This is a genomic window from Pannus brasiliensis CCIBt3594 (assembly GCF_036688125.1).
Lineage (GTDB): Bacteria > Cyanobacteriota > Cyanobacteriia > Cyanobacteriales > Microcystaceae > Pannus > Pannus brasiliensis.
This window is the reverse complement of the sequence record NZ_JBAFSM010000015.1, coordinates 65,423-89,691: the sequence shown is the minus strand read 5'-3', so window position 1 is coordinate 89,691 and position 24,269 is coordinate 65,423. Positions and strand designations below refer to the sequence as shown.

27 protein-coding genes and 1 tRNA gene are annotated in these 24,269 nt (G+C 51.0%); 8 read left to right on the top strand and 20 right to left on the bottom strand.

What is annotated here, in order from left to right; translation table 11 throughout:
* Positions 1 to 6: 6 nt before the first annotated feature.
* From V0288_RS09995 to V0288_RS09985, 3 genes are all read left to right on the top strand, one after another.
* On the top strand, positions 7 to 1,176 hold the full coding sequence (locus tag V0288_RS09995) for a glycosyltransferase family 4 protein (protein WP_332864942.1): 1,170 nt from the start codon (positions 7 to 9) through the stop codon (positions 1,174 to 1,176).
* A gap of 8 nt (positions 1,177 to 1,184) precedes the next feature.
* A complete protein-coding gene (locus V0288_RS09990) occupies positions 1,185 to 2,519 on the top strand; it encodes a TrkH family potassium uptake protein (protein WP_332864941.1) in 1,335 nt (444 codons plus the stop codon).
* 64 nt (positions 2,520 to 2,583) lie between these two features.
* Positions 2,584 to 3,273 (top strand): potassium channel family protein, encoded by a 690-nt coding sequence (locus tag V0288_RS09985; RefSeq protein WP_332864940.1) that lies wholly within the window; start codon positions 2,584 to 2,586, stop codon positions 3,271 to 3,273.
* Between the two features lie 26 nt (positions 3,274 to 3,299).
* Here the strand turns inward: V0288_RS09985 and V0288_RS09980 are convergent, their stop codons facing one another.
* Entirely contained in the window at positions 3,300 to 3,494 is a 195-nt protein-coding gene (locus tag V0288_RS09980) for a hypothetical protein (RefSeq protein WP_332864939.1), read from the bottom strand.
* A 28-nt stretch (positions 3,495 to 3,522) separates the two neighbouring features.
* Between V0288_RS09980 and V0288_RS09975 the strand changes: the two genes are divergently transcribed.
* Positions 3,523 to 4,758 carry an LL-diaminopimelate aminotransferase gene (locus V0288_RS09975; RefSeq protein ID WP_332864938.1) on the top strand — a complete coding sequence of 412 codons (1,236 nt, stop codon included), beginning with the start codon at positions 3,523 to 3,525 and terminating at the stop codon, positions 4,756 to 4,758.
* A 158-nt stretch (positions 4,759 to 4,916) separates the two neighbouring features.
* Here the strand turns inward: V0288_RS09975 and V0288_RS09970 are convergent, their stop codons facing one another.
* From V0288_RS09970 to V0288_RS09940, 7 genes are all read right to left on the bottom strand, one after another.
* On the bottom strand, positions 4,917 to 5,291 hold the full coding sequence (locus V0288_RS09970) for a hypothetical protein (RefSeq protein ID WP_332864937.1): 375 nt from the start codon (positions 5,289 to 5,291) through the stop codon (positions 4,917 to 4,919).
* Positions 5,292 to 5,488: 197 nt separating this feature from the next.
* Positions 5,489 to 6,322: an alpha/beta fold hydrolase gene (locus tag V0288_RS09965; RefSeq protein WP_332864936.1), complete on the bottom strand. Its 834-nt coding sequence runs from the start codon at positions 6,320 to 6,322 to the stop codon at positions 5,489 to 5,491.
* A 279-nt stretch (positions 6,323 to 6,601) separates the two neighbouring features.
* Positions 6,602 to 8,341 (bottom strand): WD40 repeat domain-containing protein, encoded by a 1,740-nt coding sequence (locus V0288_RS09960; protein ID WP_332864935.1) that lies wholly within the window; start codon positions 8,339 to 8,341, stop codon positions 6,602 to 6,604.
* Between the two features lie 5 nt (positions 8,342 to 8,346).
* Positions 8,347 to 9,189, bottom strand: coding sequence for a hypothetical protein (locus tag V0288_RS09955; RefSeq protein WP_332864934.1), 843 nt, complete (start codon positions 9,187 to 9,189; stop codon positions 8,347 to 8,349).
* A 297-nt stretch (positions 9,190 to 9,486) separates the two neighbouring features.
* Entirely contained in the window at positions 9,487 to 10,602 is a 1,116-nt protein-coding gene (locus tag V0288_RS09950; RefSeq protein ID WP_332864933.1) for a beta-ketoacyl-ACP synthase, read from the bottom strand.
* 96 nt (positions 10,603 to 10,698) lie between these two features.
* A complete protein-coding gene (locus V0288_RS09945; RefSeq protein WP_422661949.1) occupies positions 10,699 to 11,436 on the bottom strand; it encodes a peptidylprolyl isomerase in 738 nt (245 codons plus the stop codon).
* A 28-nt stretch (positions 11,437 to 11,464) separates the two neighbouring features.
* Positions 11,465 to 12,031 carry a photosystem I assembly protein Ycf4 gene (locus V0288_RS09940; protein ID WP_332864931.1) on the bottom strand — a complete coding sequence of 189 codons (567 nt, stop codon included), beginning with the start codon at positions 12,029 to 12,031 and terminating at the stop codon, positions 11,465 to 11,467.
* Between the two features lie 180 nt (positions 12,032 to 12,211).
* Between V0288_RS09940 and V0288_RS09935 the strand changes: the two genes are divergently transcribed.
* Positions 12,212 to 12,556 (top strand): hypothetical protein, encoded by a 345-nt coding sequence (locus V0288_RS09935; protein ID WP_332864930.1) that lies wholly within the window; start codon positions 12,212 to 12,214, stop codon positions 12,554 to 12,556.
* Between the two features lie 206 nt (positions 12,557 to 12,762).
* Here the strand turns inward: V0288_RS09935 and V0288_RS09930 are convergent, their stop codons facing one another.
* The 4 genes from V0288_RS09930 to V0288_RS09915 all read right to left on the bottom strand — a co-directional run bounded on the left by V0288_RS09930 (position 12,763) and on the right by V0288_RS09915 (position 14,876).
* Complete coding sequence (locus V0288_RS09930) at positions 12,763 to 13,005, bottom strand: DUF4327 family protein (RefSeq protein ID WP_332864929.1); 243 nt, start codon at positions 13,003 to 13,005, stop codon at positions 12,763 to 12,765.
* 290 nt (positions 13,006 to 13,295) lie between these two features.
* Entirely contained in the window at positions 13,296 to 13,535 is a 240-nt protein-coding gene (locus V0288_RS09925; RefSeq protein WP_332864928.1) for a DUF4327 family protein, read from the bottom strand.
* A gap of 235 nt (positions 13,536 to 13,770) precedes the next feature.
* Complete coding sequence (locus V0288_RS09920) at positions 13,771 to 13,932, bottom strand: hypothetical protein (protein ID WP_332864927.1); 162 nt, start codon at positions 13,930 to 13,932, stop codon at positions 13,771 to 13,773.
* Positions 13,890 to 14,876, bottom strand: coding sequence for a Gfo/Idh/MocA family protein (locus tag V0288_RS09915; RefSeq protein ID WP_422661948.1), 987 nt, complete (start codon positions 14,874 to 14,876; stop codon positions 13,890 to 13,892). The genes V0288_RS09920 and V0288_RS09915 overlap by 43 nt, the downstream gene beginning before the upstream one ends.
* A 551-nt stretch (positions 14,877 to 15,427) precedes the next feature.
* On the opposite strand from V0288_RS09915, the gene V0288_RS09910 reads away from it, so the two are divergent.
* The gene (locus V0288_RS09910; RefSeq protein ID WP_332864954.1) at positions 15,428 to 15,757 is read left to right on the top strand and encodes a ferredoxin; all 330 of its coding nucleotides are present in this window, start codon (positions 15,428 to 15,430) and stop codon (positions 15,755 to 15,757) included.
* A gap of 110 nt (positions 15,758 to 15,867) precedes the next feature.
* Here the strand turns inward: V0288_RS09910 and V0288_RS09905 are convergent, their stop codons facing one another.
* From V0288_RS09905 to ndhL, 6 genes are all read right to left on the bottom strand, one after another.
* Positions 15,868 to 16,518 carry a hypothetical protein gene (locus V0288_RS09905; RefSeq protein WP_332864925.1) on the bottom strand — a complete coding sequence of 217 codons (651 nt, stop codon included), beginning with the start codon at positions 16,516 to 16,518 and terminating at the stop codon, positions 15,868 to 15,870.
* A gap of 165 nt (positions 16,519 to 16,683) precedes the next feature.
* Positions 16,684 to 18,225, bottom strand: a complete 1,542-nt coding sequence (locus tag V0288_RS09900; RefSeq protein WP_332864924.1) for an NAD(P)H-quinone oxidoreductase subunit N — start codon at positions 18,223 to 18,225, stop codon at positions 16,684 to 16,686.
* Between the two features lie 420 nt (positions 18,226 to 18,645).
* Positions 18,646 to 19,398 (bottom strand): phycobilisome rod-core linker polypeptide, encoded by a 753-nt coding sequence (locus V0288_RS09895; protein ID WP_332864923.1) that lies wholly within the window; start codon positions 19,396 to 19,398, stop codon positions 18,646 to 18,648.
* A gap of 264 nt (positions 19,399 to 19,662) precedes the next feature.
* Positions 19,663 to 20,250: a phycobiliprotein lyase gene (locus tag V0288_RS09890; RefSeq protein ID WP_332864922.1), complete on the bottom strand. Its 588-nt coding sequence runs from the start codon at positions 20,248 to 20,250 to the stop codon at positions 19,663 to 19,665.
* A 141-nt stretch (positions 20,251 to 20,391) separates the two neighbouring features.
* Positions 20,392 to 20,703 (bottom strand): DUF3007 family protein, encoded by a 312-nt coding sequence (locus tag V0288_RS09885; protein ID WP_332864921.1) that lies wholly within the window; start codon positions 20,701 to 20,703, stop codon positions 20,392 to 20,394.
* A 17-nt stretch (positions 20,704 to 20,720) separates the two neighbouring features.
* The gene (gene ndhL, locus V0288_RS09880) at positions 20,721 to 20,960 is read right to left on the bottom strand and encodes an NAD(P)H-quinone oxidoreductase subunit L (RefSeq protein ID WP_332864920.1); all 240 of its coding nucleotides are present in this window, start codon (positions 20,958 to 20,960) and stop codon (positions 20,721 to 20,723) included.
* Between the two features lie 183 nt (positions 20,961 to 21,143).
* On the opposite strand from ndhL, the gene V0288_RS09875 reads away from it, so the two are divergent.
* A tRNA-Leu gene (locus tag V0288_RS09875) sits at positions 21,144 to 21,229 on the top strand.
* 488 nt (positions 21,230 to 21,717) lie between these two features.
* A complete protein-coding gene (locus V0288_RS09870) occupies positions 21,718 to 22,311 on the top strand; it encodes a hypothetical protein (protein WP_332864919.1) in 594 nt (197 codons plus the stop codon).
* Positions 22,312 to 22,502: 191 nt separating this feature from the next.
* Here the strand turns inward: V0288_RS09870 and V0288_RS09865 are convergent, their stop codons facing one another.
* A complete protein-coding gene (locus V0288_RS09865) occupies positions 22,503 to 23,501 on the bottom strand; it encodes an HAD family hydrolase (protein WP_332864918.1) in 999 nt (332 codons plus the stop codon).
* 37 nt (positions 23,502 to 23,538) lie between these two features.
* Positions 23,539 to 24,180, bottom strand: coding sequence for a MarC family protein (locus V0288_RS09860; protein WP_332864917.1), 642 nt, complete (start codon positions 24,178 to 24,180; stop codon positions 23,539 to 23,541).
* Positions 24,181 to 24,269 lie beyond the last annotated feature (89 nt).

Below are 24,269 nucleotides of genomic sequence, written 5' to 3'. Positions count from 1 at the left end.
GTCCGAATGCAGGAGAAACGCGAGCATATCGCTTGGTTGGGGAAAAAATCTCCTTTCTGTGGGAACGTTACTTACAGCCGGGAAGTAACCCACGCTTTGATCGATCGAGGGTACGAGGTCAGTTTCGTCCATTTCGACCCCGAGGAACCGAGTGTCGGTCAGTGGCCGAGCTTTCACCGCGAGGTTCCCTTACCTCATATCTACAGTTCTCAGGCTTACACCATTCCCACCCTGAATTCGAGCAAGATCCTCCAACAGGAACTACGGAACCTCGATCCCAAACCCGACCTCGTTCACGCGTCCCTCACCCTATCCCCCCTCGATTTCCTCCTACCCGAAATCTGCGAGACGTTGAACGTCCCCCTGGTGGCCACTTTCCACCCTCCCTTCGACAGCAAGATCCGGAACTTAAAATCCAGCACTCAGTTACTAACCTACCAACTACACGCCCCCTCCCTGGCGAAATACGATAAGGTGATCGTGTTTTCCCGATCGCAACGGGATCTTTTAGTTAAATTAGGCGTACCGGCGGATAGATTAGCGGTTATTCCCAACGGTGTGGACGTGGATAAGTATTCTCCCGGCCTTTCCTCGATCAAACAGCGTTTCAACGCGAAACGGATATTTCTCTATCTCGGTCGGATCGCGGCGGAAAAAAATGTCGAGGCACTGCTAAAAGCTTGGAAACGCGCCAATCTAGGGGCCGACTGTAAACTGTTAATCGTCGGGGACGGGCCCTTAACTCCCGGACTACAACCGGTTTACGGCCCGGAATACAATATTTACTGGTTGGGCAAAGAGACGGACGAGGCGAAACGGATCGAACTCCTGCGGGGCGCGGACGTGTTTATTCTCCCCTCGTTAGTGGAGGGATTATCGATCTCTCTCCTGGAGGCGATGGCCTGCGGGACGGCCTGTGTAGCCACCGACGCGGGGGCCGACGGTGAGGTTTTGGAAGGCGCGGGTTACGTTCTCGATACGAAGGGAGTTTCCACGCAGTTAAAAGGTGTTCTGCCTTTCTTGCGCGATCAGCCGGAAATTACCACGATCATGGGACAACAGGCGCGACAACGGGTACTGGAACGCTATACGTTACAAAAGAATCTCGATCGACTCGAAGAACTCTATCGAGAGGTTTTTCAAGAGAAACGTTCCCCGGTTAGCTATTCGCGGTAAGGAATGCCATGACGATCGCTCGTACCATCTGTTTGGGGTTTATCGCGGTTATTCTAGCGGGAACTCTCCTGTTAATGATGCCTTTCTCCACGACGATCGGGACTTGGAACGATCCGATCGTCGCGCTTTTTACCTCTACTTCCGCGGTTTGCGTGACCGGTTTGGCCGTGGTGGATACGGGAACGTATTTCTCTTTTTGGGGACAGTTATTTATCGCTCTATTGGTTCAGGTGGGCGGTTTGGGGTACATGACCACCACCACTTTTTTAATGTTAATCATCGGGCGGAAATTCGATTTACGGCAGAAATTAGCGATTCAAGAATCCTTCGATCGACCGTTTTTACAGGGCAGTCAGAGTTTAGTCAAATCGGTGATCGCGACCACGCTCATTTTTGAACTAACCGCGACGTTTATCATGCTCCCCGTCTTCGCGAGTCAATACGATTTCAAATATTCCGTTTGGCTCGCATTATTTCATAGTATCAGTGCGTGGAATAACGCGGGATTCGGATTATTTAAAGATAACTTAATGTCTTATCAATCCTCGATTCCTATCAATTTCGCCATCACGGGATTGATTATTTTCGGCGGCATCGGCTATCAGGTAATTATCGAGGGCTATGCTTGGCTAGTAACCTATGTCCGGAAAATCCCGCAAAAATTTTCGTTTTCCCTCAACTTCAAAGTGGCGATCAGTACGACGATTTTCTTATTAATTATCGGTACGATCGGGTTTTTAATTTCGGAAGCGAACAATGTCCATACGTTAGCTCCCATGTCCGTGCAGGATAAAATTCTCGCCGCCTGGTTTCAATCGGTGACATCGAGAACCGCGGGATTCAACACGATCGATATCGGTAAAATGTCCGTGGAAGGATTATTAATCACGATGGCGCTCATGTTTATCGGCGCGAGTCCGAGCGGAACCGGCGGCGGGATTAAAACCACGACCTTTAGAATTTTATATAACTGCACTCGATCGGTCTTGCGGGGACAGGAAGAAGTGATTCTCTACCGGCGCCGTATCCCGATCCCCTTAATTCTCAAAGCGATGGCGGTAGTTTTCGGTTCGATGATCGCGATTATTATCGTCACCCTAGCTATCTCTTTCGTCGAGACGGATTTTAAAATGATTCAACTCTTTTTCGAGGTGGTTTCCGCTTTCGGAACCGTGGGATTATCGACGGGCATTACCGCCGCACTGTCCCCGCTCTCCAAATTGATGATCATCTTCATGATGTATCTCGGTCGCGTCGGCGTGATTCTCGCGATCGCGGCGCTGATCGGCGATCCGAAACCCACGGTGATCAACTATCCCGAAGAGAATCTTTTAGTCGGTTGATGTCCGCCTTCTGGCTCCCGTATCCCGCTCACAACATTACCTAATTATTTTTTGAACGTTTTCTATGCAATCTCTTAAATTGTTCAGCAGTATCCGCCCGCAAAGCCGTCAGTTCGCCGTGATCGGCCTGGGCCGGTTCGGGCGCGCCGTGTGTGAAACCCTCCGCAAACAGGGCTATCAGGTGGTGGGGACGGATATCAACGAGGAACTCGTGGCCGGGGCGCTATCCGATCGCATCGTCGATAACGCCATCGAACTCGACTCCACCAAACCGAACGCGTTACGGGAGGCGGGCATTTTCGAGATCGATACGGTAATCGTGGCGATCGGCAAATATGTCGAGGAAAGCATTATCACCACCCTGAACTGTAAGGACGCGGGGGTTAATTTCGTCGCGGCGAAAGCTTCCTCGGAAATTCACGGCAAATTATTGAAAAAAGTCGGCGCGGATCTCGTCGTCTTTCCCGAATACGACGCGGGATGCGAGTTAGCGCACCGTTTAACCCGTCCCTCGATCCTAGAGCGCTTCGATCTCGATCCCGAACACAGCATCGTCGAGTTAAAAGTCCCGGAAGCCTTTCACAATAAAACCCTCGCGGAGTTGGAGATCCGCAATCGCTACGGTTTAAACGTCGTCGCGGTGGGCAACGCGGAGAAGTTCAAGATCAACCCCGATCCTAAAGAACGCTTGTATAAGGATCTCGCGATGGTCGTGATCGGCTCTAACCGGGATATCCAACGGCTACCGATGTAAATCTTGTAGGAGTCAGGAGTCAGGAGTCAGGAGACAGGAGGCAGGAGGCAGGAGGCAAGAGGCAGGAGGCAGAAGGCAGAAGGCAGGAGGCAAGAGGCAGGAGGGGCGATCGAGAAGTCTACCGTTTCGGGAAAAGAGAGCGATCGAAAACCCCTAAAATGATAAAGTGCGATTCTCGCCTCCTGACTCCCGACTCCTGACTCCTGACTCCTCCACTCCACAGTAACTTTATTTTTCCCCACCTAATCTATGGCAACGGTTAACAGTAATTATTTAAAACTGAAAGCGGGATATCTCTTCCCGGAAATCGCCCGACGGGTGAACACCTTCGCGGCGGAAAACCCCGACGCGAAAATTATCCGTCTGGGGATAGGCGACGTGACGGAACCCTTACCGTTAGCCTGTCGGCAGGCGATGATGGCGGCGATCGAGGATATGGGCGATCGCTCTTCTTTCAAAGGCTACGGCCCCGAACAGGGTTACGCTTGGTTACGAGAAAAAATCGCCATCCACGACTTCCAGGCGCGCGGATGTGACATTTCCGCCGATGAAATCTTCATTTCCGACGGTTCCAAGTGCGATACGGGCAATATTCTCGATATCTTCGGGGACGATAATTCGATCGCCGTTACCGATCCCGTCTACCCCGTCTACGTCGATACCAACGTCATGGCCGGCCACACAGGCGATGCGAACGAGCGCGGGGAGTACGCCGGCTTAGTATACCTGCCCATTACCGCCGAAAATAACTTTACCGCCCAAATTCCCACCGAAAAAGTCGATCTAATCTATCTCTGTTTCCCCAACAATCCCACCGGCGCGACCGCAACGCGGGAACACCTGACGGAATGGGTGAATTACGCTCTAGCCAACGGCTCGATCATCTTCTTCGATGCCGCTTACGAAGCCTACATCACCGATCCGAGTTTACCGCGCTCCATCTACGAGATCGACGGCGCGCGCGATTGCGCGATCGAGTTCCGTTCCTTCTCCAAAAACGCCGGTTTTACCGGAACCCGTTGCGCTTTTACCGTTTTTCCCCGCACCCTTACCGCCAAAGCGAACGACGGTTCCGACGTGAACCTCTGGCAACTCTGGAACCGTCGTCAATCGACCAAATTTAACGGCGTTTCCTACATCGTCCAACGCGGCGCGGAGGCGGTTTATTCCGAGGATGGACAGGCCCAAATTAAAGAACTGGTTCGGTTCTATCTCGAAAACGCCCGAATTATCCGCGAACAGTTAACCCTCGCCGGTTTACAGGTGTACGGTGGCGTGAACGCGCCCTATGTCTGGGTACAAACCCCGAACGGTCTATCGAGTTGGGATTTCTTCGATAAATTACTCCATACCTGTAACGTGGTGGGAACTCCCGGTTCCGGTTTCGGTGCGGCCGGCGAGGGGTATTTCCGTCTCTCCGCTTTCAACAGCCGCGAGAACGTAGAAGAGGCGATGAAACGCATCACCGCGACCTTCGCGGGTTAAAAACAGGAGTCAGGAGTCAACCCGTAGGGTGGATTAGCGAAGCGTAATCCACCAAATCCCCTCCCACGACAATCGCCGGAATCGATCGAGATAAAAATCAGGTTTAGGAAGCGATATTTTTCCTTACCCTGATTTTTTTTCAAGAGCGATCGCCCCGATTATTTGTCGCCTCCGGGGAGATTTTTCCCGAGTTCGCGGGTGGTTTCCTTGACGCTAGTTCCGATCCCTTCCCCGAACTGTTGGAACGCCTCGCCACTATCGCGGGTAATATTCTCCATCCGTTCGTTTAGGGGAATCTCCCGGCGCGCCTCGTCGATAAATTCTCCCGTGGTTTTCGGACGTTCCGATCGAACGCTAGTTTCGTGTAACTGTCTGCCGATCCGTTCGCCGATCGGTTGTTCTCGCGCGTCCGTTCTGACATGAGTGGCGAAAAATAAAGAAAACACGAGAATCACGGGTAAAAGCTTCTCTAGTTTTACTTTTTCCAAAAAGGAAGCTGTCGTGTGAATACAGCGAGAAATCAAGTCTTTCATCTTTATCACCCTAGCTTTTCTAGCTTGTTTACCGAGGGATTTTCACAAAAAGAGGATTAGTCTTTTCCAATCACCCCTACTCAAGCTAACAGCTAAAACCTCATACAACCTCTAGCGGAAGCGATACGCCTTTCGGTAATTTATCGATGAGATCCCTCGCAATATTCATGCCAATTTCCCGCGTTTCAAATTCTTTTCTACCCGGCTTTTAAAAATTCTTCGATCGCTCGATCGAACGCGCCCGGTTCCACGAGAAACGGCCAGTGATTCCCCGGTACGGTTTGAATCTGTAAGTTTTTTACATAGGTTTTATAGGGTTTAATCTGCCATTCGGTTCGGTTGAGTCCTTTCTCGGGAGTGATTAATAGAGTGGGAATATCGATCGAACCCGTGAATCCCGCGACCGCCATCACATCCTCGAAAATTTCCTCCCGCGCGTCCCGATAGAATTTCCCGCTCCAAGTGCCATCGTTTTTTTGTTCGATCGATTCCTTAAATACCTTTTCCTGAAACTCCGACCAACCGCGATACTGTTTCAATTGACGGGCGGTATTTTCTATCTCTTCATAACTCGAAAAAGAGCGCGTGATTTTCAAAAACGGTAAAACTTCATACAGGATCGGGAAAGTTAATCGTATCAGCGAGGGCATTTTACCGATAAAAAAAGGATCGACTAAAATCATGCGATCGAATCTCCGGGGATTTTCACCCGCCCAGATCGCCGCCAGTTTCGCGCTCCAAGAGTGACCGAGAATCGAGGCTTTTTCCCAACCGAGAAAATCCATCAACGCTTCTAGATCCTCGATATAATCTCGGAATTTATATCCCGTTTTCGGTTTATCGCTCTCCCCGTGACCGCGTAAATCCGGGGCGATAATATGATAATCTTTCTGTAAATAATCGCCTAAACTCGACCAGACCAACGCGTGATCCGCCATTCCGTGTAATAACAGTAAAGGTTTTTGCCCCTCGTTCCATTCCAGATAAGAGAGTCGCGCGGTGGGAGAGGTAAAGGTTTTTCGGGAAAACATATCTTGAGAGTTGGCAAGCGATCGAATGATTGTCCTATTATAGGATAACGTAAGTTGCTAGTTATAAATTCTAGCTGGCCGATCCCCCTAAATCCCCCTTGAAAAGGGGGACTTTCCATCTTTCCCCCCCTTTTTAAGGGGGGTTAGGGGGGATCGAAACGAGAGTTTAGAGCGCAAGACTTGTAACTAGCAACTTGGGTTAGGATAGTTAGACGGTAGCGGCACCAAACATCCCATTGATAGCAAAATAAATTAACCGGTTGAAACCGATCGCTCTCTTCATCGTCTCCACCAAGTTTTAGGGGGGGCTGACTCCAGTAGTTCGATTAATTTCTCCTTGTTTATTATATCACTAAATTCAGAGAATGTGCTAATATAATGGGTTTCTCTTCGTTTGTTGATGGCGGCGATCGCTACTTTTTTATCGATCGCTGTTTGCGGTAAAAATCTACAGAGTTCTAGAAGGCGATCGGGGGAGATTTGACGCGTGACGGCTAAGGCGACTATATTATTCAGGAGTCCTAAATTATTCAAGTTTACAACCAAGGGAATCAGATTAGCCTCTTCCGCTTCATTCACTAATCTCATGATTTCATCTTTTTGGATATAATGTTTTATTGGAATAACAGGAGCCTCTATTTTTGCTCTCATTTCTTTGGGCAATAATTGCGTAAATATCCTATCTATTTCCCAGAGAGAATCTTTAATCGTTTGTAACTCGCCCGTGGTTTTAACGCCTTCCAATTGCAGGAGTAATTGTAATTTATGATAAACTTGGATTAAGATCTCGGTGTTGTCGATCTGTTCTTCGATTTCCCCTTTAAAGCTGGCTATCGTTCGGCTATAGTCTTGCCCGTCTAACTCCATCCTCTGAGCGATAAACTCATAGAGAGTAGATAAAGCGGCAGAAACGCTCTGTTTCATGTCCTGCATAGCGATAACATGAATTTCTGTTTCATCTATACCGATCAGAGTAGGATAAACTGTCCGATAGTGTTTTTCGGCATTGATGAGTAAAAAACCGAGAGACTGTAAGAGTAGGTTAGTCTCTAAAACAGGGGAATGATAGCTTACGGAAAGCTCTTGCCCTGTGGCTTGTTCGAGCATATATTCATAAAAACTATGGCGATTAGCCTCAACGCGTAACCACCCTAAAAAAAAGGCTTCCGGTTTGTCTAGGTGAACAATAGCGGATATTTCCGGCTGTGGGGTGAGCGGGGCGTTATTTTGCTCCTTGAGGAGTTGGGAGAGTTTACGCAGGTTTAGCAATTTTAAAATGTTGTCCGATGCTATCGTGGCCAGATAAGTCCCATCGGAAGAAAATGATACAGACCTGACCTCATCCTTATGTCTAATAGTAGTAACAACTCTGCCAGTTTCCACTTCGATTAATTTGGCAGTGTTCTCGCTTGATTTAGTGATCAGATAAGTCCCATCAGGAGAAAATGATACAGACCTGACCCACCCCTGATCGATAAAAGTAGCAACAACTTTGCCAGTTTCCACTTCGATTAATTTGGCAGTGTAGCCGCTTGATCTAGCGATCAGATAAGTCCCATCAGGAGAAAATGATACAGACCTGACCCAACTCTCATGTTTAATAGTAGTAACAACTCTGCTGGTTGCCACTTTGATTAATTTGGCCTTGCCGTCCCGCGATATCGTGGCCAGATAAGTCCCATCGGGGGAAAATGTTACAGACCTGACCTCATCCTTATGTCTAATAGTAGTAACATCTCTGCCAGTTGCCACTTCGATTAATTTGGCAGTTTTGTCCGATAATTGGTCGGTTGTGTCCGATGATGAAGTGGCCAGATAAGTCCCATTAGGGGAAAATGATACAGATTCGACTCCATACTTATGTGTAATAGTAGTCACAACTCTGCCGGTCGCCACTTCGATTAAATCGGCAGTGTTGTCGGATGATGCAGTGGCCAGATAAGTCCCATCGGGGGAAAATGTTACAGAATTGACCCGACCCAGATGGGTAATAGTAGTAACAACTCTGCCGGTTGCCACTTCGACTAATTGGGCGGTGTTGTCATCTGATGCCGTGGCCAGATAAGTCTCCCATCGGGGGAAAAGGATACAGAATCGACCCTATTCTGATGTGTAATAGTAGTGGTATAAGCCTCTTGTTCAACTATAGCCAGAAAAAGCCGATTCATGAGCCTATCAAGTTTATCGGACTTAGATAAGTTACTCTTGCCATCAGCGGACATCAACAGGGTTAGGGTTTCCTTGAGTTTATCTAACTGATTTCTGACGACGTATAATTTCGGTTCACCGATAGAGTCTTGTAATTGTGAAATTTGGGTGGCTACATAAGTAACAGATTGATAAGTTTCCGGGTCATTAGCGATATCTTGCCGAAGACTCGCCACCGCCGCCGCTAAAGAGGGTTCTAGCTTCTCTCTAGTCTTAATCAACTCGTACAGCACGGACAGCGCGGTATCAACGCTTTCCTTAACATCCTGTAAATAGCCAGCCTTAAGATAGCCTTGTGCCGCCATGAGCGAGGAGTTAAGAGTAAGAAAGGCAATTTTCGCCTCTAGGATCAGGAAAATAGGCGGATCTACGGGCGTTCCCGACTCGGCAACTTTAGCACCGGCCCGCTCTATCTTCTCGTGAATGTAGCGATAAAATGTGGTTTGAGTGGGTTGATACTGATTTCGCCGGTGTTTCCAGTCGAGATAAGTTCGGTGCAGTTTATCGGCTATTTTCAGGAACCCCGCCGGCAAATTTTGCCCATCTTCCGCTGACATCAGGATATTTACCGGATCGTGTTCCCGAATATCTTGCCTAGAGACATCTCGCTCATCAAAGATGACCCCTTCAAATAGAGTTAGTAGTGAGGATGGTTCCATTATCTTATGGTTGTCGCGATGGCCGATCGATCGAATAGATTGATAAGTAGGGCGCGTTCCCTAACGCGTCCCCTACCCGATAGAAACAGTTTTTATCGTTACTTTGACGTGAAAGCTTGTCACGACATCGATTATAGCTAAAAATCTAGCTAGAAAAGCTAGGTTCCTGGTTTAAGTCCCATAAAGCGATCGCCTCGATCGAAGCGGATCTTCGATCGAGTTCCCGGAATCTCCGCATTCAAGAGCGCGCGAAACCTTTATTCGATCGATACCGACAAAAACCCGAGAATTCCTAACTCAATCCACCCGACCGATCGATATCGCCACATTCTGTCCCCCGAAACCGAAACTAAAACAGAGCGCGTTTTTCAGCGGAACCGAAAGGGCCGATCGAACGAAATTTAACTCGAAAGCCGACTCCCGTAAACCTACACAGGGAGGGAGAATCTGATGTTTCAGCGCCAGTAAACAGAAAGCCACCCCCAACGCGCCGGAAGCGCCGAGGGTATGCCCCGTCGCGCCTTTGGTGGAACTAATCGGAATACCGGCGGGAAACAACGATTTTATCAAATTCGCCTCTCGCTCGTCGTTTAACCGCGTGCTAGTGCCGTGAGCGTGAATATAGTCGATTTCCCCGGTTTTTAACCCGCTTCTTTGCAAACATCCCTCGATCGCCCGCATCGCGCTCAGATTATCCGTCGCCGGCGCGCTGACGTGGGACGCGTCGCAGGTAAAACCGTAACCCGAGATCTTCCCGTAGATAGATGCGTTTCTCATTCTAGCCGATTCCTCCGACTCCAGTACGAGAATCGCCGCCCCTTCCGCTAAAACTAAGCCCTCTCTCTCTTTATCGAACGGATAACAGCCCGTACTCGCCATCGCGCCCGCCCGATCGAACCCCGCCAGCGTTAACGGCGTGATCGGCGCTTCCACCGCGCCCGCGAGAACCCGATCGCACTGTCCGAAACGGATTAAATCGAATCCGGAAGCGATCGACCAGATCCCCGTAGCGCAGGCCGCCATCGGCGAGAGGACGGGGGCGATCGTTCCCAAATGTCTCGCCGCGATTACCGAAGCTCGATCGCCCAAGGAATCGAGCCAATTCTCCACCTTTCCCGATCGGGCCATTTCCTCCCAAATTCCCTGACAGCCACGACTAGACCCGATCGACACCCCGCAATCGACCAACGGGGCAGAGAGTCCCGCGTCTTCCAGCGCGTCGATAATGGCGAGTTCGGTTAAACGATCGATCGAGTCCGGTCGCTCGGCGATCAACCCCAACGGTAACGGGGGAAGTTCGGGAAAAGGTTGATGGATTCCTATCCCCGTTTCACCCTCCAGCAACTTCCGCCAAGTCCGGCGTAACGATCCTAGAGAGCTATACAACCCGATTCCCGTAACGACGACATCCAAAGTAAACAATACCCGCTAAAAAAGCCACAAAAAACGGGCAACAGCCTAATTATTTGACTATTAGCCCGATCATTTAACTACTTACCTAGAAAGGAGCTATTTTTTCAAATTTTCCAAGCCGGAAACCACTTTCGCGGAATCGATGCGATCGCCCTGTTTGATTTTATCGACCACATCCATTCCTTTCGTCACGTAGCCGAAGACCGCGTAATCGCCATCGAGAAAATTAATATCCGAGAGGGCGAAATAGAATTGCGACGAGGCGGAGTTCGGTGGTTGGGAACGGGCCATCGCCACGGCCCCGCGTTTGTGGGGTAACGCGACGACCGGGGTGCGCGCGGTGGCCTGTTGCCCGATCGCCTGCCCGTAGATCGGTTCTTTTTCGTCTTTCAGCTTAATTTCCAGGGGAATATTGCGTTCCTGTTTGGTCGCCGGATCGATGAATCCGCCGGTTCCCCGGCCCTGGGGATCGCCCCCTTGAACCACGAAAGGTTGCGGGTCTTTCACCACGCGGTGAAAGGTCAAACCGTTATAAAAGCCTCTCTGCACGAGATCGACGAAATTTCCCGCGGTCACGGGCGCGTTATTGCCATCGACCTCGATCGTCACCGGCGAACCGTTAATCGTCATCTCGACGACCGCGGTTCCATTTAAACGGGGTTTATAAGTATCCATTGTTGCACCGTTCGCGCTGGCAGGAGTAGCGTTTTGGGCGGTAGTGGCACTATCCGGGCTAGAATTCGCCTGTTCGGAGGAACAACCGAATAAGGTCGTCGTCGCGATCAGGAATACACAGACCAACGGGAGTAGGCAACGTTTTTCGAGCTTCATCATCATCTAATTACCACGGTAAACGGGCGGATTACAATCCCTCTAGGGGTACTTCCAAAAAGCGAGCGAGTTCCGCCCCTTGATTTTCCAACTGCGACAGGGAAATCGGCTCCCCGACACGGGTTAAGGGGATATCCCGACGCTGTTTGATCCGCAGGAAAAGTTCGCGTTTCGGGTTCAATCCCTCTCTCACCTCGGCGCGCACGGCTTGCACGTCCTCGATCTTCCAGTCGAGATCGATGCGGCGATTTTTCCCCGGATAGCCCCAGCGAAAGATTTTGATAAAGCCTTTTTCTTTATTAAATTCGTTATAGCCGCCGCCCACGTTCCAGAGGATGGTTAACCAGAGATAGGTGGCGAGTAACGTTCCCGCGACCCCGTAAAACGACAGGGCGGCCCCTTGGGGGATAAATTGTAGTTCGGTAGTATCGCTTACTAAAAGTAAATTAACCTTCAAGTAACTGGAAAGACCGGCTAAAAGAAAGCCGATACCGCCGATCGAGACGATTACCGCCCAGAAAAAGTTACTCGGACGACGCGCCCCCACCACGTCTTGGCGCAAGACGAGATTGTCTTTTGTTATCTGTTGCACTTTCATGAAATTTTTTGAAGGTTTCCTAGATGGATCTTACCGGGTTTCGAGGTCTCGAATCCGCCCGGATAGGCGATCGGGGGGATCGATCGCCCTCCCGGTTTTCACACTTCTTAACCTTTTCGGAGATCTAGATTTCCCCGATCCTATGAAACAATAGTCTTTCGTCCCCCCCCGATCGCTATCATGATTCCCCTCACCCTCAATCTCCCTAACGGTTCCGTCTCCTTCCGCTTCAGTCCCGACGCGGCGCGAGAATTACAAGCGGAGATCGCGATTTTACTGGAAAATCTCAAAGCGATCGCCGGTAACTCGTCCGTCGGTGGCAAACCCTCCCCGCGCGAGACGATGGAATATCGCTACACCGGCGACGTATTCCTAGAGGTGTTCTGTAACCCCAATATTTACCCGAGTCCTTTTTCCGCGCGGGTTCTGCTGACGGTACGCGACGATCGACTCCGCTTAACCACGGAAGCGGAATTAACCCGGTTGATCGAGGATATCGATCGCTATCTCGAACAGAACACCTAGGAACAAATACCGGTCAAATCCGCTCCGAGTAGAAAGCGATCGCCGATTTACTCATCGGGGGAACTGAATCGTTGCGGAAAAGTCGGGGAAAGAGGAAAATGCCGAACGGAAAACTTTTTCATCTGTCGGGAGATAGAAAAACTATCCGATTTCCGCCTGACTCCTGCCTCCTGTCGCGACAAGAGATTTTTAAGATTTGAGGAGGTCTAATCATCGCGCCATTTTTCCGACCCCACCAGATCCCCGATCGGATCTCGCAATAAATAATCTTCCTTTTCTAACTCTAGCTCGATACAGACCCACTCCCGCGCCGGAATATACTGGCAGAGAATATAAAGGGGCTGTTGTCGGCTGATCGAGCCTTTTTCTAATAACTGTCGGGCCTCTTCTCGCAACATCTCGATCGAGTAATGAGCCTGAAAGGGAGACTGTACCGTTTGACTACTCATACGCACCCGCTTCCTGGAGTTGATCGGTTAATTCTTGATCGTAGTGGAACTCGGCATCCATTCCGTGAAAACCATGCCGTATCATCAGTTACAATTTTTGAGGCGATTTGGAGAAAAGTTACAGAACCCCGGTTTTTCTTAACAATCGTCCGGGGAAATTCTACAGTTCAAGCCCTAGCGAAACACTAGGGCCGGGTTAAAATCGAAGAAATGGTAACTATGTTTACCGTTTTAAAGATAAGTTTTCTTGGTTCTAAAATGAGAGATAGATAAGGAGTAGTGATATCGGGTTAGTCGCTGTCCCAACATTCCGAAGCGATCAAGTCACCGATCTGATCCCGAAGAAGATAGTCACAGCGCTCCAGTTCGCACTCGACACAAACCCACTCGCGCGGGGGAATGTACTGGCAGAGCGTGTAAATTGGTTGATTGCGGCTCACCAACCCTCTCTCTACCATCTGACGGACTTCATCCTGAATCATCTTGATAGAGTAAATCGTGGGAGCGGCGGGAAGAGTTGTGGGACTCATGGGAAAGTTTCCTAGATCGACGAAAGAAGTCTTATCACTAACTATAGTCTAACTGACAAGATAAAAAATAGATTTTTCGCTGTATCGTTCATTACAATTTCTTATGTTCGTCGGAATCCTCTCCCCGTCTGACCTCGGACAGAGGTTAAGAAAGGTTAAATCTTGAGAGGGCAGAAGGCGAGGGAGATAGGGAGATGGGGAGATAGGGAGATGGGGAATATTAATTTTCTACCTCCTACCTCCTGCCTCCTGCCTCCTGACTCCTGCCTCCTGACTCCCGACTCCTGACTCCTGCCTCCTGACTCCTGACTCCTGCCTCCTGACTCCTGACTCCTGCCTCCTGACTCCTGCCTCCTATAACAACACCGTCTGTCCGGTGATTGAAGACTGATAGCAAGCGTGGGCGACCTCTAGCGCGTAGAGACTCTCGCGGGGGGTGACGTAGAGGGGGATAGCATCGAAGAGATAATCGAGAACCATCGTCGTGTCTTTGGTGAAAAGGCCGCGGCGGCTTCCTACCTCGATCGAGCGGGATTCCTCACCGCGGATCAATTGTCCCTCTTCCCCGTCAAACACCAGACTCCCCCGATCGCCGTGAATCTCGAAGGTTCGATCGCTTTTATGGAAAACCTCTCCCTTCCCGTAGGTGATTCCCGCCATCAAACCGCTACTAAACAATAGTTTGGCCTCGCACAGACAGGCCAGGAAATACCCCTCTTCCGGCGCGTCCCAGTAGCGATTCTGGCAGGAGACCGACACCACCGATCCGAACAGATTGGTCAGGCGATGGATACGGGAGAGGGCGGCGATCGAGGGAAATCCGAATAGCTCCCGGTGAAATGTCCAGCGCCGCGGGACGGGATTCTGGGGAACGACGGTCGCGTAACGCGCGTGAAAAGGAGTGCCGATTTCCGGTAGATGTTGCTGTTGCGCCCGATGTAGTCCGCCCAATAGCTCGATATGCTCGACGTGGAGTAATTTCTTCTGTTTTTCCGCGATCTCGATCAGTTCTCTTCCTTCCTCGGGCGTGGTGGTGAGCGGGTACTCGACGATAACGTGTTTGCCCGATTCCAGCGCGGCGCGAACGAGCGACCCGTGATCGCGGTTGATATTGGCGATGACCACTAGATCGAGGTCGGGATGGGTGACGAGACTCCGCCAATCGAGGCCGGTCAGATCGTGGGTTCGGCAAAAGCGATCGAGCGATTCGGGACTGTGACCGCTAACGTATAACGGACGGGAGCGCTCGTCCGCCTGTAGACTCTCGGCCCGGCGCGCGGCGGCGTATCCGGTACCGACAATACCGACTTTGAGGGGGGATGACATGGGAGATGGGGGGATAGGGAAAGTGAGGGAGATGGGGAGATGGGGGGCGAAATCAAGGTGAGAGAGAAGATAATTTCGGGAAAAAATCGAGAGTTTCGAGAAAGTTATCCCCTACCCCCTACTCCCGCCCCCTACCCTAGTGTATCGATCGGGCGACGGGCGGACAACGATGGGGAAAAAGGGATTTTTCGCGTTAGGTTTAAAGACAATTCATCGATCGCTGTCCCGCCGATAAGATTTACTAATAGACTCGAACCGATGTTTTCCCCGCTATCGATGAAGGGTATCGATCGGGGTAAATACCTGAAAGTCACGTTATGTCTAGCTTGAAGATTGATTAAACTCTCTGAAGATCCGTGAGCGACCGTAAAGAAACGTCACTTTTATCTATAAGTAAATATTATTTTAAGTTTATTTAAGACTCTCATTACTAATGCGAGCGCGAGTCCGGCAGTTTTTCCCGTAGTATCGAAAATGAAGCTCGCTCGACCTTATGAATGGGAAGTCTCGCGAGCGGCGCGTTAGAGACTGCCGTTATCACCGAATTTAACAAGAGGAACAACACCATGCCGAAAGACAAGGAAAAGAAAGACAACGCGAAAATTTACAAAGTCACCCTGATCAACGAGGAACAGGGGATCAACGCCACGATCGACGTTCCCGAAGATGAGTACATCCTCGATGTTGCCGAAGAGCAAGGTCTCGATCTTCCCTACTCCTGCCGCGCCGGTGCCTGCTCCACCTGTGCCGGTAAAATCACCGCGGGTTCTGTCGATCAGTCCGATCAGTCCTTCCTCGATGACGATCAGATCGAAGCGGGCTACATTCTTACCTGTGTCGCTTATCCCACCTCGGATTGCACGATCCTGACCCACCAAGAAGAAGAACTCTATTAAATCCCGAATTCGAGAGCGCATCGCTTCTCGATCGGTAATAGAGCGGAGACCGTATACACTCGCGGTCCCGCTTTATGTTTTCGCGGGTAGCCCCTATACCCTCGGAAAATTCAGGGTTCCGGCTTTTTTTTCCCTTTCGAGAGATCGCCTTGAACCTGTTGTCGGAGACGGTGCAATTCGGCCTCGATATCGCGATCCGGATCTCGATCGGGGGAAGTATCGGGAGAGGGTCGAGAGGTCGATCGAGATCTCGGCGATTCTAAACCGAACACTCGCAGAAATCCCCCATAAGCTAACCCGATCATCGCGAGGGCGAACAGCAGTAACAGGGGGAAAGGAATATGGGAAAAGAGAATGATCGAGATTCTACCCGCGATCCACGATAGGAATAAGTAGGCCGTCCCGATCATCCCCAAACCCTGTGCGACTCGCATCGCGGGAAGTTCCCCGAGTGACACCCGCTGTCGGGTTAACCAGAGAGAAACCCCCACGTAATAGAGGGGGGCCAGACAGAGTAAAATATCCGCCTCCCGCGTGACGCGCGCCCAACCACCATTAGATTTCGCGAAGAGAAGATAGGCCAGACTTAAACCGGAACCGAAAAACGCTAACCCTAAATTCAGGTTAAGAATGAACTTTTCCGCCCGTTTCCCCGGAAAGAGACGGCAAAGGAACCAAGCGAGCCACGGGGCGGCTAAAATGCCGAGAAGAACGAGCGATCGATATTCGACCAAGATACGGAATATATTCGCGAAAGTCATGGGCGCTCTCTCGATAAGTTCTCTAGAAGGAAATTACCTACCCGGCGGAAGAGGTGATCGCTTTCGCTCGGTGGTCTATCAATATCCTTACCCGGTTCGAGCGATCGATTCCCGAAAGAAAAAATAAGGTGGGCCAGGGCCCACCCGACAGGGAATGAAAATCCTTCACGGCAATCGCGATACCCGCGTCGGTAACGCGGCCGATTGTAGGATCGGGGTACTGGTGACGGAATCCGTCGCTAGAGTGAACAGGGGGTTGGACAGAATGCCCGCGAGAGAGGTCGCCACCAGGGAAAGAACGATACCCACCTGGAGGGGACGCATTCCCGGCAGTTTCCAGTTGATAACGGGGTAATTTTTCACCGCGTCCGACATTTCCTGCGGTTCTTTGACCACCATCATTTTCACCACGCGGATGTAGTAGTAGATCGAGGCGACGCTCGTGATCAGACCGACTAACACCAATCCGTAAAGACCCGCTTGCCAGCCCGCCCAGAACAGGTAAATCTTCCCGAAAAAGCCCGCGAGCGGCGGAATTCCTCCCAAGGATAGAAGACAAATACTTAACGTGAGCGTGAGCAGGGGATCTTTTTGATACAGTCCCGAATACTCGGCGATCTGATCGGTTCCAGTTCTCAGGGCGAACAGGATCACGCAGGCGAAAGCTCCCAGGTTCATGAACAGGTAGATCAGCAGGTAGAAAATCATGCTGGAATACCCCGCGTCGGTTCCCGCGGTGAGACCGATCATCACGAAACCGGCCTGACCGATCGAGGAATAGGCGAGCATCCGTTTCATGCTGGTCTGGGCGAGCGCGACCACGTTACCGAGGATCATGCTCAAGATGGCGAGGGCGATGAAAATAAACCGCCACTGTTCGCTGACGATCGAGTACGCCGTTTCTAACAGGCGGATCGCCAACGCGAAACCGGCCGCTTTCGATCCCACCGAGAGGAAGGCGACGACGGGAGTGGGCGAACCCTCGTACACGTCCGGGGTCCACTGGTGGAAAGGAACCGCGGAAATTTTAAAACAGATCCCGGCGATGACGAAAACGAGGGAAATCGCCAGTCCTAACGATTCTTCCCCGGCCGTCCCGGCCAGTTTGGCGGCGATCGCTCCCAGGGTGGTTTCCCCTCCCGATAAGCCGTAGAGAAGCGATACCCCGTACAGGAAAATCGCCGAACTCGACGCGCCGATGAGGAGATACTTTAACGCGGCCTCGTTCGATCGGGGGTCGCGCTTCATGTACCCGGTCATCAGGTACGAGGAAATACTCAGCATCTCCAGGGAGATAAACACCATCACTAACTCGTTCGCGCCGGAGAGAAACATCCCGCCGAGAGTAGCCGTGAGCATGATGGCCAGGAATTCCGCGAGCGACGTTCCCGCCTGTTCCACGTAGCGCACCGACATCAGAACGGTGGCGGCGGTAGAGAGCGCGACGATCGCCCGGAAGACGATACTCAAGTTATCGCCGTTAAACGCCCCTAGAAACGAGATCGGGTTCGGGTTATCCCAGGCGAAATAGAGCGCGACGACGGAAGCCAGCAAACCGGCGATCGCCACGTAAGGGAGCCAACGTCCGGCGCTCCGTCCCGAGATCAGATCGCCGATCAAGATCACCATCAAGGTGACGGTCACGATCGCCTCGGGCCAGATCGTCCCCGCGTTTAACTGACTCGCGACAAGACTAGAAAAATCCATAGGATCGATGTCAGAGAAGGGTCAAGTGCTAACAAAGAGCGTAATACAATACAAGCTTAGTCCATTTCCGGTTTCCCTTCCGAACTCTCGCGGGATTTTACCGTCAACGATTGACAAACTTCCATATCATCCATAAGTTTTCCGATTTATTCTCGTTTTCCTCCCCCGAAGATTCACGCTCATCTCGGAAAGACCTCTCGGACGCTCCACCGTTTAAGGTCGAAAAACCGCGAAAATCAGGATCGAGAACTATAAATCGATATTTTTCGTTGTTTAAGAATTTATTCTGGATTCGGCCGACCGGCGACCTCCTCTCGTCTCCCACCCTAAAAACGCGGGGAGAGCCTCCAATTCACAGAATAACCGGATCGATCGATCATTCTGCCAATTAGCGACTCTCCCCAAGGGAATAAAAATCGATTAACGACGAGGAACGGAAGCCTCGATGTTAATATTCATCGCCGACACTCTGGGAACGGGATTCCCTTTGGCACTGCCCATGTTACGCGCCACTTCCAACCATTGGGTAGGATCGCCCGCTTTGGGTTTTTGATCGGGGGATTTGTAACTACGGACGGCATTCTGCCAGACGATCTGCGGGAAGCCCAGAATTCCGCGATAGTACGCGTCGTAACGGGGCGAGGTGATATTGAAAGGACGTTCCCCGAGTTCGCGGCCGGGTAGATTCCGACGACGTTGGTAGGGAACCGTATCGTAGCCGAAGCTCTGTAGGTACTCGTCACTGTTGAGGAGTTCATCGACAAAGCCCTGAATCCCTTTGGTGGCGACGACGATCGACCAGGCGATCTTTTCTTTCTCGCTATAGACATCGCGGCCGAGGACTCTTTGCACTACCTGTTCGACGAAGCGGTAGTTGCTGTTTTTCGAGTAGAAGCTGTTGTAGAAGGTGTTCGACAACAGTAAGCCGCGAATGAAGTCCCGTACCGAGATCTGCCCGTTCCGCACCTGGGATTCGAGAACCGGTTCCCGATCCGACTTGAACGCGTGGAAGAAGATCTGACGGTAGGCGGCTTCGATTAGCTCGTCCATGTCGGTGGAAGAGAGAATGTTTTCCGTGGTGTAAACTTTCGGTTTCTCGTCTCCCCCGACCTCGAAGCCCTCGACACGCGTGTTAGGGCAGGTAGGAGCGTAATTTAAAAGAGGAATAGCCAAGGGTGAACCTCCGTATCCTTAGAAATTCTTAAAAAACTTTCCTCCTAATGATAAGGGAGTCGGGCATCCGTTCCGAGGAATATTAAGAATTCTTACAATTTTTAAGAAAAACAGAGAGTGCGGGGATGGGGTGTCGGGTGTCGGGTGTCGGGTGTCGGGAGGTGAGGGAGATGGGGAGTGAGAAATCAATCTATAGTTTCGGGAAAAAATCTATAGTTTCGAGAAAGTTACTCTTTACTCCCTACCCTCTCCTCCCGCCTCCTCCTACCAGCCGCTAATCGAGTAAAACGGCACTTCGGAGGGATGGGAAGCGGTGGAACCCCCGTCGGATTCGGAATGACGGGATTCGGCGCAGAAGGTGGCCGTGTTGAAACCGCCGAAACGCTGGACGGTACTGGTACGCAGGCGTAAATCGGGGTCGGGAAACCAGAAGCGCTCGATCGAGGTCATCGTCTCGTATTCCGTCACCAAGACCAATCCTTCCTGTTCGTCGATGTGATAGCGTCCCGCTACGGGTACGATCTCGGCGTATCCCCGCTCGCGCAGTAGTACCCCGGTTTTCGGATTCCCTTCATCGGGAATTAGGGCGAAAACGGTCGTTCCCTGGTGATTCTCGTCGTCTTTATCCCACTGCATCGAGCCGTCCCAACTGACGAACGCGCCGCCGACGGCTCCCGCGGGATCGACCTCGTGCATCTCGCAGATGGCGATTACCTTGGGATTGTCGGCCGGTAATGCCTCGACATAAATTTCGGAATCGCCCGTTTCGGAACGTCTAAAGGCTAGATGGTGGGTAACTCGTTGGGATTGCCACTTTCCCGCGCTTTTCTGGAAAAAAAGCATCGCGTCCATATCGTTTCTCCTGATCTTTTTCCGGCTTTTTTATTCTAAGATTCTCTCGCCGCTCAAGGTTGGCGGGGGAACGATCGCCGGTGTCGGATGTTCTCTCTACCGAGATCCGGTCCCTCGCGCCAACCGACGATCGAGCCGTATTTACGAGTTCGCCGATTTCTCTCGATCGATCTCCGCTTGCAGTCGCTCGATTTCTTCGGGAGTCATCGATTCTAGACGTTTTTTAAATACCGCGTCCTCGTACTCTCTTCTCTGTTGCCCGTAGGTCATATTACTCGTCGCCACGCGGAATAGGTAGGTTAACAACCAACCGACTAAACCGCCGACGAGAATCGCCTGACTCCAGATTCCCGCTTCGGCGCTATCCAATCCCGTTTTTTCCAGCAGAAAGTACAGGATGCCCCCGGCGAGGAACATCCCGATACCGATGCCGATGACATCTATCCGTCGCATGATTTTTCCCGTAATGGTTAGGCTTTCAAGACTCGACGTTTCGGACGGAAGTTGAGAAACGGACTCAAGAGAATCATGCCGGGGAAGAAAAAGGTCACGAGAAAATATAGGAAGGCGCGCTCGAAGGAACTGGCGACGTACCAGCGGAGGTTGAGGTAGTAATAGACTCCCGCGGGGATCACCAGTAAGTACAGGACGCTCAAGGAAAGGTAGAGTAGCGCGATGAGCGTGGTTTCTTGCGTCAGGATAGCTTGCATGATGGTCGATTTCCGTCTGTAACTCGATCGGGGCTTGGACTCCCTCGCGTTGTATTGTACCCTTTTCGCACCGGTTCGCGGCGATCGAATTCCTTGCGAGAGCGATTCACAAAAATCTTCGCGCCCCCTCTAGCGCGAACAAGATAAACCGTGCTAAGATTAGAAATTGTCGGTAAAAATAACGGGGGCGTGGCGGAATGGTAGACGCTACGGACTTAAAATCCGTTGGGACTTATAATCCCGTGAGAGTTCGAGTCTCTCCGCCCCCATCGTTTCTAGATTCACAAGCCAACACGCTCTGAATACTTCGATGAGACGTGAAAGGCGGTGTAGGCGATATGACCGCTTCAAAAACTAGGGAAGATTCAGGGAAGCTGTTCGAGACGATTAGGGAAACGGGCGAGCATACAAGATTTAGATTGATTTTGTTTTGACTTGTTATATAGCCTTGCGGTAGCGTGACGGGTACAATCGATATAAAGAAGAAATCGGTAGACAATATTTTATATTTAGTGGGACTTGGGCAAACAACAAATCGAAACAAGCCTCAAACCCAAGCAGGGATTGGGATTTACTTCGAGGAGCCTAGAATCGCCGAAATCTATACATATCAAGGAAACTCCCAGATCGAGGTTAATTCCTTGTCCTGTAAGTGTTTGAGCTTTTTCTATCAGCGGAAAATGTCTAAGTCCCGGATTGTTATAATTTAACTTATGCGATAGAGTAAGACTGCTTCAATTATAAGTTGTACAAAAAAATGCCTAACAGAATTTCCGATCGAGGGAAAACCCCCGATAGTAGCCCCGGCCCGCTAACCGAACACGGGTTAAACCGATTTCGAGATCTATTGGTAGACAAACGCGCGTCGCTAAAAATCTCTCAAGCGGCGTTTTCCGAGATGCTGAACAGAGAAGCAAAGCAAATGGGATTCCACGGGGTCAAGATCTCGCCGGGGTCGGTGCAAAATTGGGAAAAGCGGAATTACACTTCCTGTCCCGACACGGGCAATATGATGTTTCTGGCCAAGTTCTTCGGCTTATCCGTCGAGCATTTTGTAAGATACCTGAACTCGGATTGCCCGACAGTCGAGGATTACCTTACAGAAAACGATAGTACGCCGGACATCAACCCGAACGTGGCCGCCGAGCTTTTGCGACAGGCCGACTGGCAACTCCGGAAAACCGTGATCATGAGAACGATCGAAGAACTATTCGAGAGCGTTCAGAACTGCCCTACGCCTAAAGAGGTCAAGATTGACGAGGACGCGGTAGAGAAGTTTTTTTCCGAGGCATCGAGAGAAACCAAAGTCTACTTTTTTCAGCTTCTCCAAAAAGACCTAATCGGGGCTTAGGGAAAATCTAGGGAATCGAAAAGCGATCGTTCCCGAAACCTAGTACCGGAGAGACATTCAGCTACCACATCTACGGACTTAAACCGTTGGGACTTATAATCCCGTGAGAGTTCGAGTCTCTCTGCCCCCATCGTTTCTATCCCCGCGAGGTTATCCGGATCTGTTACCGGAACCATAACTTCGCACCGCGTTCAATCCGATCGATCGAAAGGGTACACGCGTTGAAAATCCCGTTGGATACTCACGATCGTCCATCCCCTCCGCGTCGCCTCGTCGAGCGCCGTATCTAAACGTCCGATCCGGGTGTCCCGATCGTAAGCCCACTCGCGACTTCCATCATCGTGGTGCAGGAGGAGTATTAAGCTCGATCGTCGATGATCCGCGGTGTATTGAAGCATCGCGAGATCGTTGTCGGAATTGCCGAACGCGAGAATCGGTCGCCGTCCGATATGGAGGTTAATATTGACAGGTTTTCCCTCTCTATCGTCATAACTGCCTAATTCGGGCAGTTTTACTAGCGTCGATCGCCCGTCCCGTTCCTCGAATCTCGTTTTCACGCTACTCCCGATGACCTGTTCGGGTGGGATGCCGTACACTTCCTCGGAAAAGGCGCGAACGAACTCGATCCCGCCCCCGGAGACGATAAAGATTTTAAAACCGTTGGCGCGGAGGTAGTCGAGGAGTTCTAACTGGGGTTGAAAGACGATCTCGGTAAACGGACGGTTAAAACGGGGATGTTCGGCGTTTTTTAACCAATCGATCGAGAGTGTTTGAAATTCCTCTACCGTCATGCCGGTATGGGTGACGGCGAGAAGTCGCACGATATCTTTTTCGGTAAACCCGGCGATCGCCTCCCGATCTCCCTCTAGAATCGTCCGATAGGGCTGTTCGTTCCGCCATTCGGGATGATCTTTCACCATAGCTTTCAGGCGATCGATCAGGAAAAATCCTTGAAAATAAAAGGGTTTTTCCGACCAGAGCGTGCCGTCGTTGTCGAAAACGGCGATCCGTTCCGCGGGCGGGACATAATCGGGGCTATTTTCCGCGGTAACACGGTTGACAAATTCAAGAATACTTGACTTCGAGCTTCCTTCATTCCACGATGGGAGAACGGTCGGATTGGTTGCCATAGCGATCGAGCGACTGAAAACGAGATGGATAACGAGAAAAGCGAGGATAATAATCGCCATTCGGTGTTTTTGGGGGAAGAATATCACCATAGAAGCACTAGGAGATTTTTTCGATAACGCCCATTGATTGAAACGCTCTGAGCATAATATCGATCGCCAGGGTCGCCTGCATGACGGCGAAAATCCAACCGATCAATCGTAATATCGGGAAACCGACGGTTTTCATGATCCGATCGGCGAAAATCATCCCCAAATAATTCAGGAACATCATCAAGACGATCAGGGCGATAATTTTCACCTGAAAGTCCGTATTTCCCTTAGAAATGACCATATAGAAAAGAATCGCCACCACCCCGTAGGGAGTGACGATCGCGGGAGTCGTCAGGGGCGAGAAAGCCAGCGCCGTCGTCGCGGAGAGCGGGGTTTCGGCGGTAACTTTCGCGGACCCGGTCGCCTGCGGTTGCATGGTCACGACCTTGAGCGCGGATATCAGGAGGATCAACCCTCCCGCCAAGCGCAGGGCATCGATCGAAACCCGCCATTTCCCGAGAATGTTAACCCCGACGAAAGCGATCGATAGACAGACTCCCGTGGCGATCCCGGCGGACTGTAAAGCGGCTTTAGCCCGAAATCGCGGGGTCGCGTCCATTGTCAAACGAAAGAACACGGGAATCGTCTTGACGGGCCCGAGGGTTAGGAAAAAGATGACGAAAGCGTAGGAGAGATCGGGAGCGCTCATGGTGATCGCGAGGGGGAGGGGGCGTTTAGGGGTAGGCTATCCCTAAACCTTTCGCGGGAATGGATGAATCGGGTAGAAAAAGACGGTCT

Bases quoted from the DNA above. Each gene is read 5' to 3' on its own strand.
- V0288_RS09860 (WP_332864917.1), bottom strand. From the start codon at position 24,180: ATGAGCGCTCCCGATCTCTCCTACGCTTTCGTCATCTTTTTCCTAACC.
- V0288_RS09890 (WP_332864922.1), bottom strand. From the start codon at position 20,250: ATGGACGCGATGCTTTTTTTCCAGAAAAGCGCGGGAAAGTGGCAATCC.
- ndhL (WP_332864920.1), bottom strand. From the start codon at position 20,960: ATGCAAGCTATCCTGACGCAAGAAACCACGCTCATCGCGCTACTCTAC.
- V0288_RS09970 (WP_332864937.1), bottom strand. From the start codon at position 5,291: ATGAAAGACTTGATTTCTCGCTGTATTCACACGACAGCTTCCTTTTTG.
- V0288_RS09925 (WP_332864928.1), bottom strand. From the start codon at position 13,535: ATGAGTCCCACAACTCTTCCCGCCGCTCCCACGATTTACTCTATCAAG.
- V0288_RS09940 (WP_332864931.1), bottom strand. From the start codon at position 12,031: ATGAAAGTGCAACAGATAACAAAAGACAATCTCGTCTTGCGCCAAGAC.
- V0288_RS09945 (WP_422661949.1), bottom strand. From the start codon at position 11,436: ATGATGAAGCTCGAAAAACGTTGCCTACTCCCGTTGGTCTGTGTATTC.
- V0288_RS09985 (WP_332864940.1), top strand. From the start codon at position 2,584: ATGCAATCTCTTAAATTGTTCAGCAGTATCCGCCCGCAAAGCCGTCAG.
- V0288_RS09965 (WP_332864936.1), bottom strand. From the start codon at position 6,322: ATGTTTTCCCGAAAAACCTTTACCTCTCCCACCGCGCGACTCTCTTAT.
- V0288_RS09935 (WP_332864930.1), top strand. From the start codon at position 12,212: ATGATTCCCCTCACCCTCAATCTCCCTAACGGTTCCGTCTCCTTCCGC.
- V0288_RS09930 (WP_332864929.1), bottom strand. From the start codon at position 13,005: ATGAGTAGTCAAACGGTACAGTCTCCCTTTCAGGCTCATTACTCGATC.
- V0288_RS09865 (WP_332864918.1), bottom strand. From the start codon at position 23,501: ATGGCGATTATTATCCTCGCTTTTCTCGTTATCCATCTCGTTTTCAGT.
- V0288_RS09995 (WP_332864942.1), top strand. From the start codon at position 7: ATGCAGGAGAAACGCGAGCATATCGCTTGGTTGGGGAAAAAATCTCCT.
- V0288_RS09905 (WP_332864925.1), bottom strand. From the start codon at position 16,518: ATGACTTTCGCGAATATATTCCGTATCTTGGTCGAATATCGATCGCTC.
- V0288_RS09975 (WP_332864938.1), top strand. From the start codon at position 3,523: ATGGCAACGGTTAACAGTAATTATTTAAAACTGAAAGCGGGATATCTC.
- V0288_RS09885 (WP_332864921.1), bottom strand. From the start codon at position 20,703: ATGCGACGGATAGATGTCATCGGCATCGGTATCGGGATGTTCCTCGCC.
- V0288_RS09910 (WP_332864954.1), top strand. From the start codon at position 15,428: ATGCCGAAAGACAAGGAAAAGAAAGACAACGCGAAAATTTACAAAGTC.
- V0288_RS09870 (WP_332864919.1), top strand. From the start codon at position 21,718: ATGCCTAACAGAATTTCCGATCGAGGGAAAACCCCCGATAGTAGCCCC.
- V0288_RS09990 (WP_332864941.1), top strand. From the start codon at position 1,185: ATGACGATCGCTCGTACCATCTGTTTGGGGTTTATCGCGGTTATTCTA.
- V0288_RS09955 (WP_332864934.1), bottom strand. From the start codon at position 9,189: ATGGAACCATCCTCACTACTAACTCTATTTGAAGGGGTCATCTTTGAT.
- V0288_RS09900 (WP_332864924.1), bottom strand. From the start codon at position 18,225: ATGGATTTTTCTAGTCTTGTCGCGAGTCAGTTAAACGCGGGGACGATC.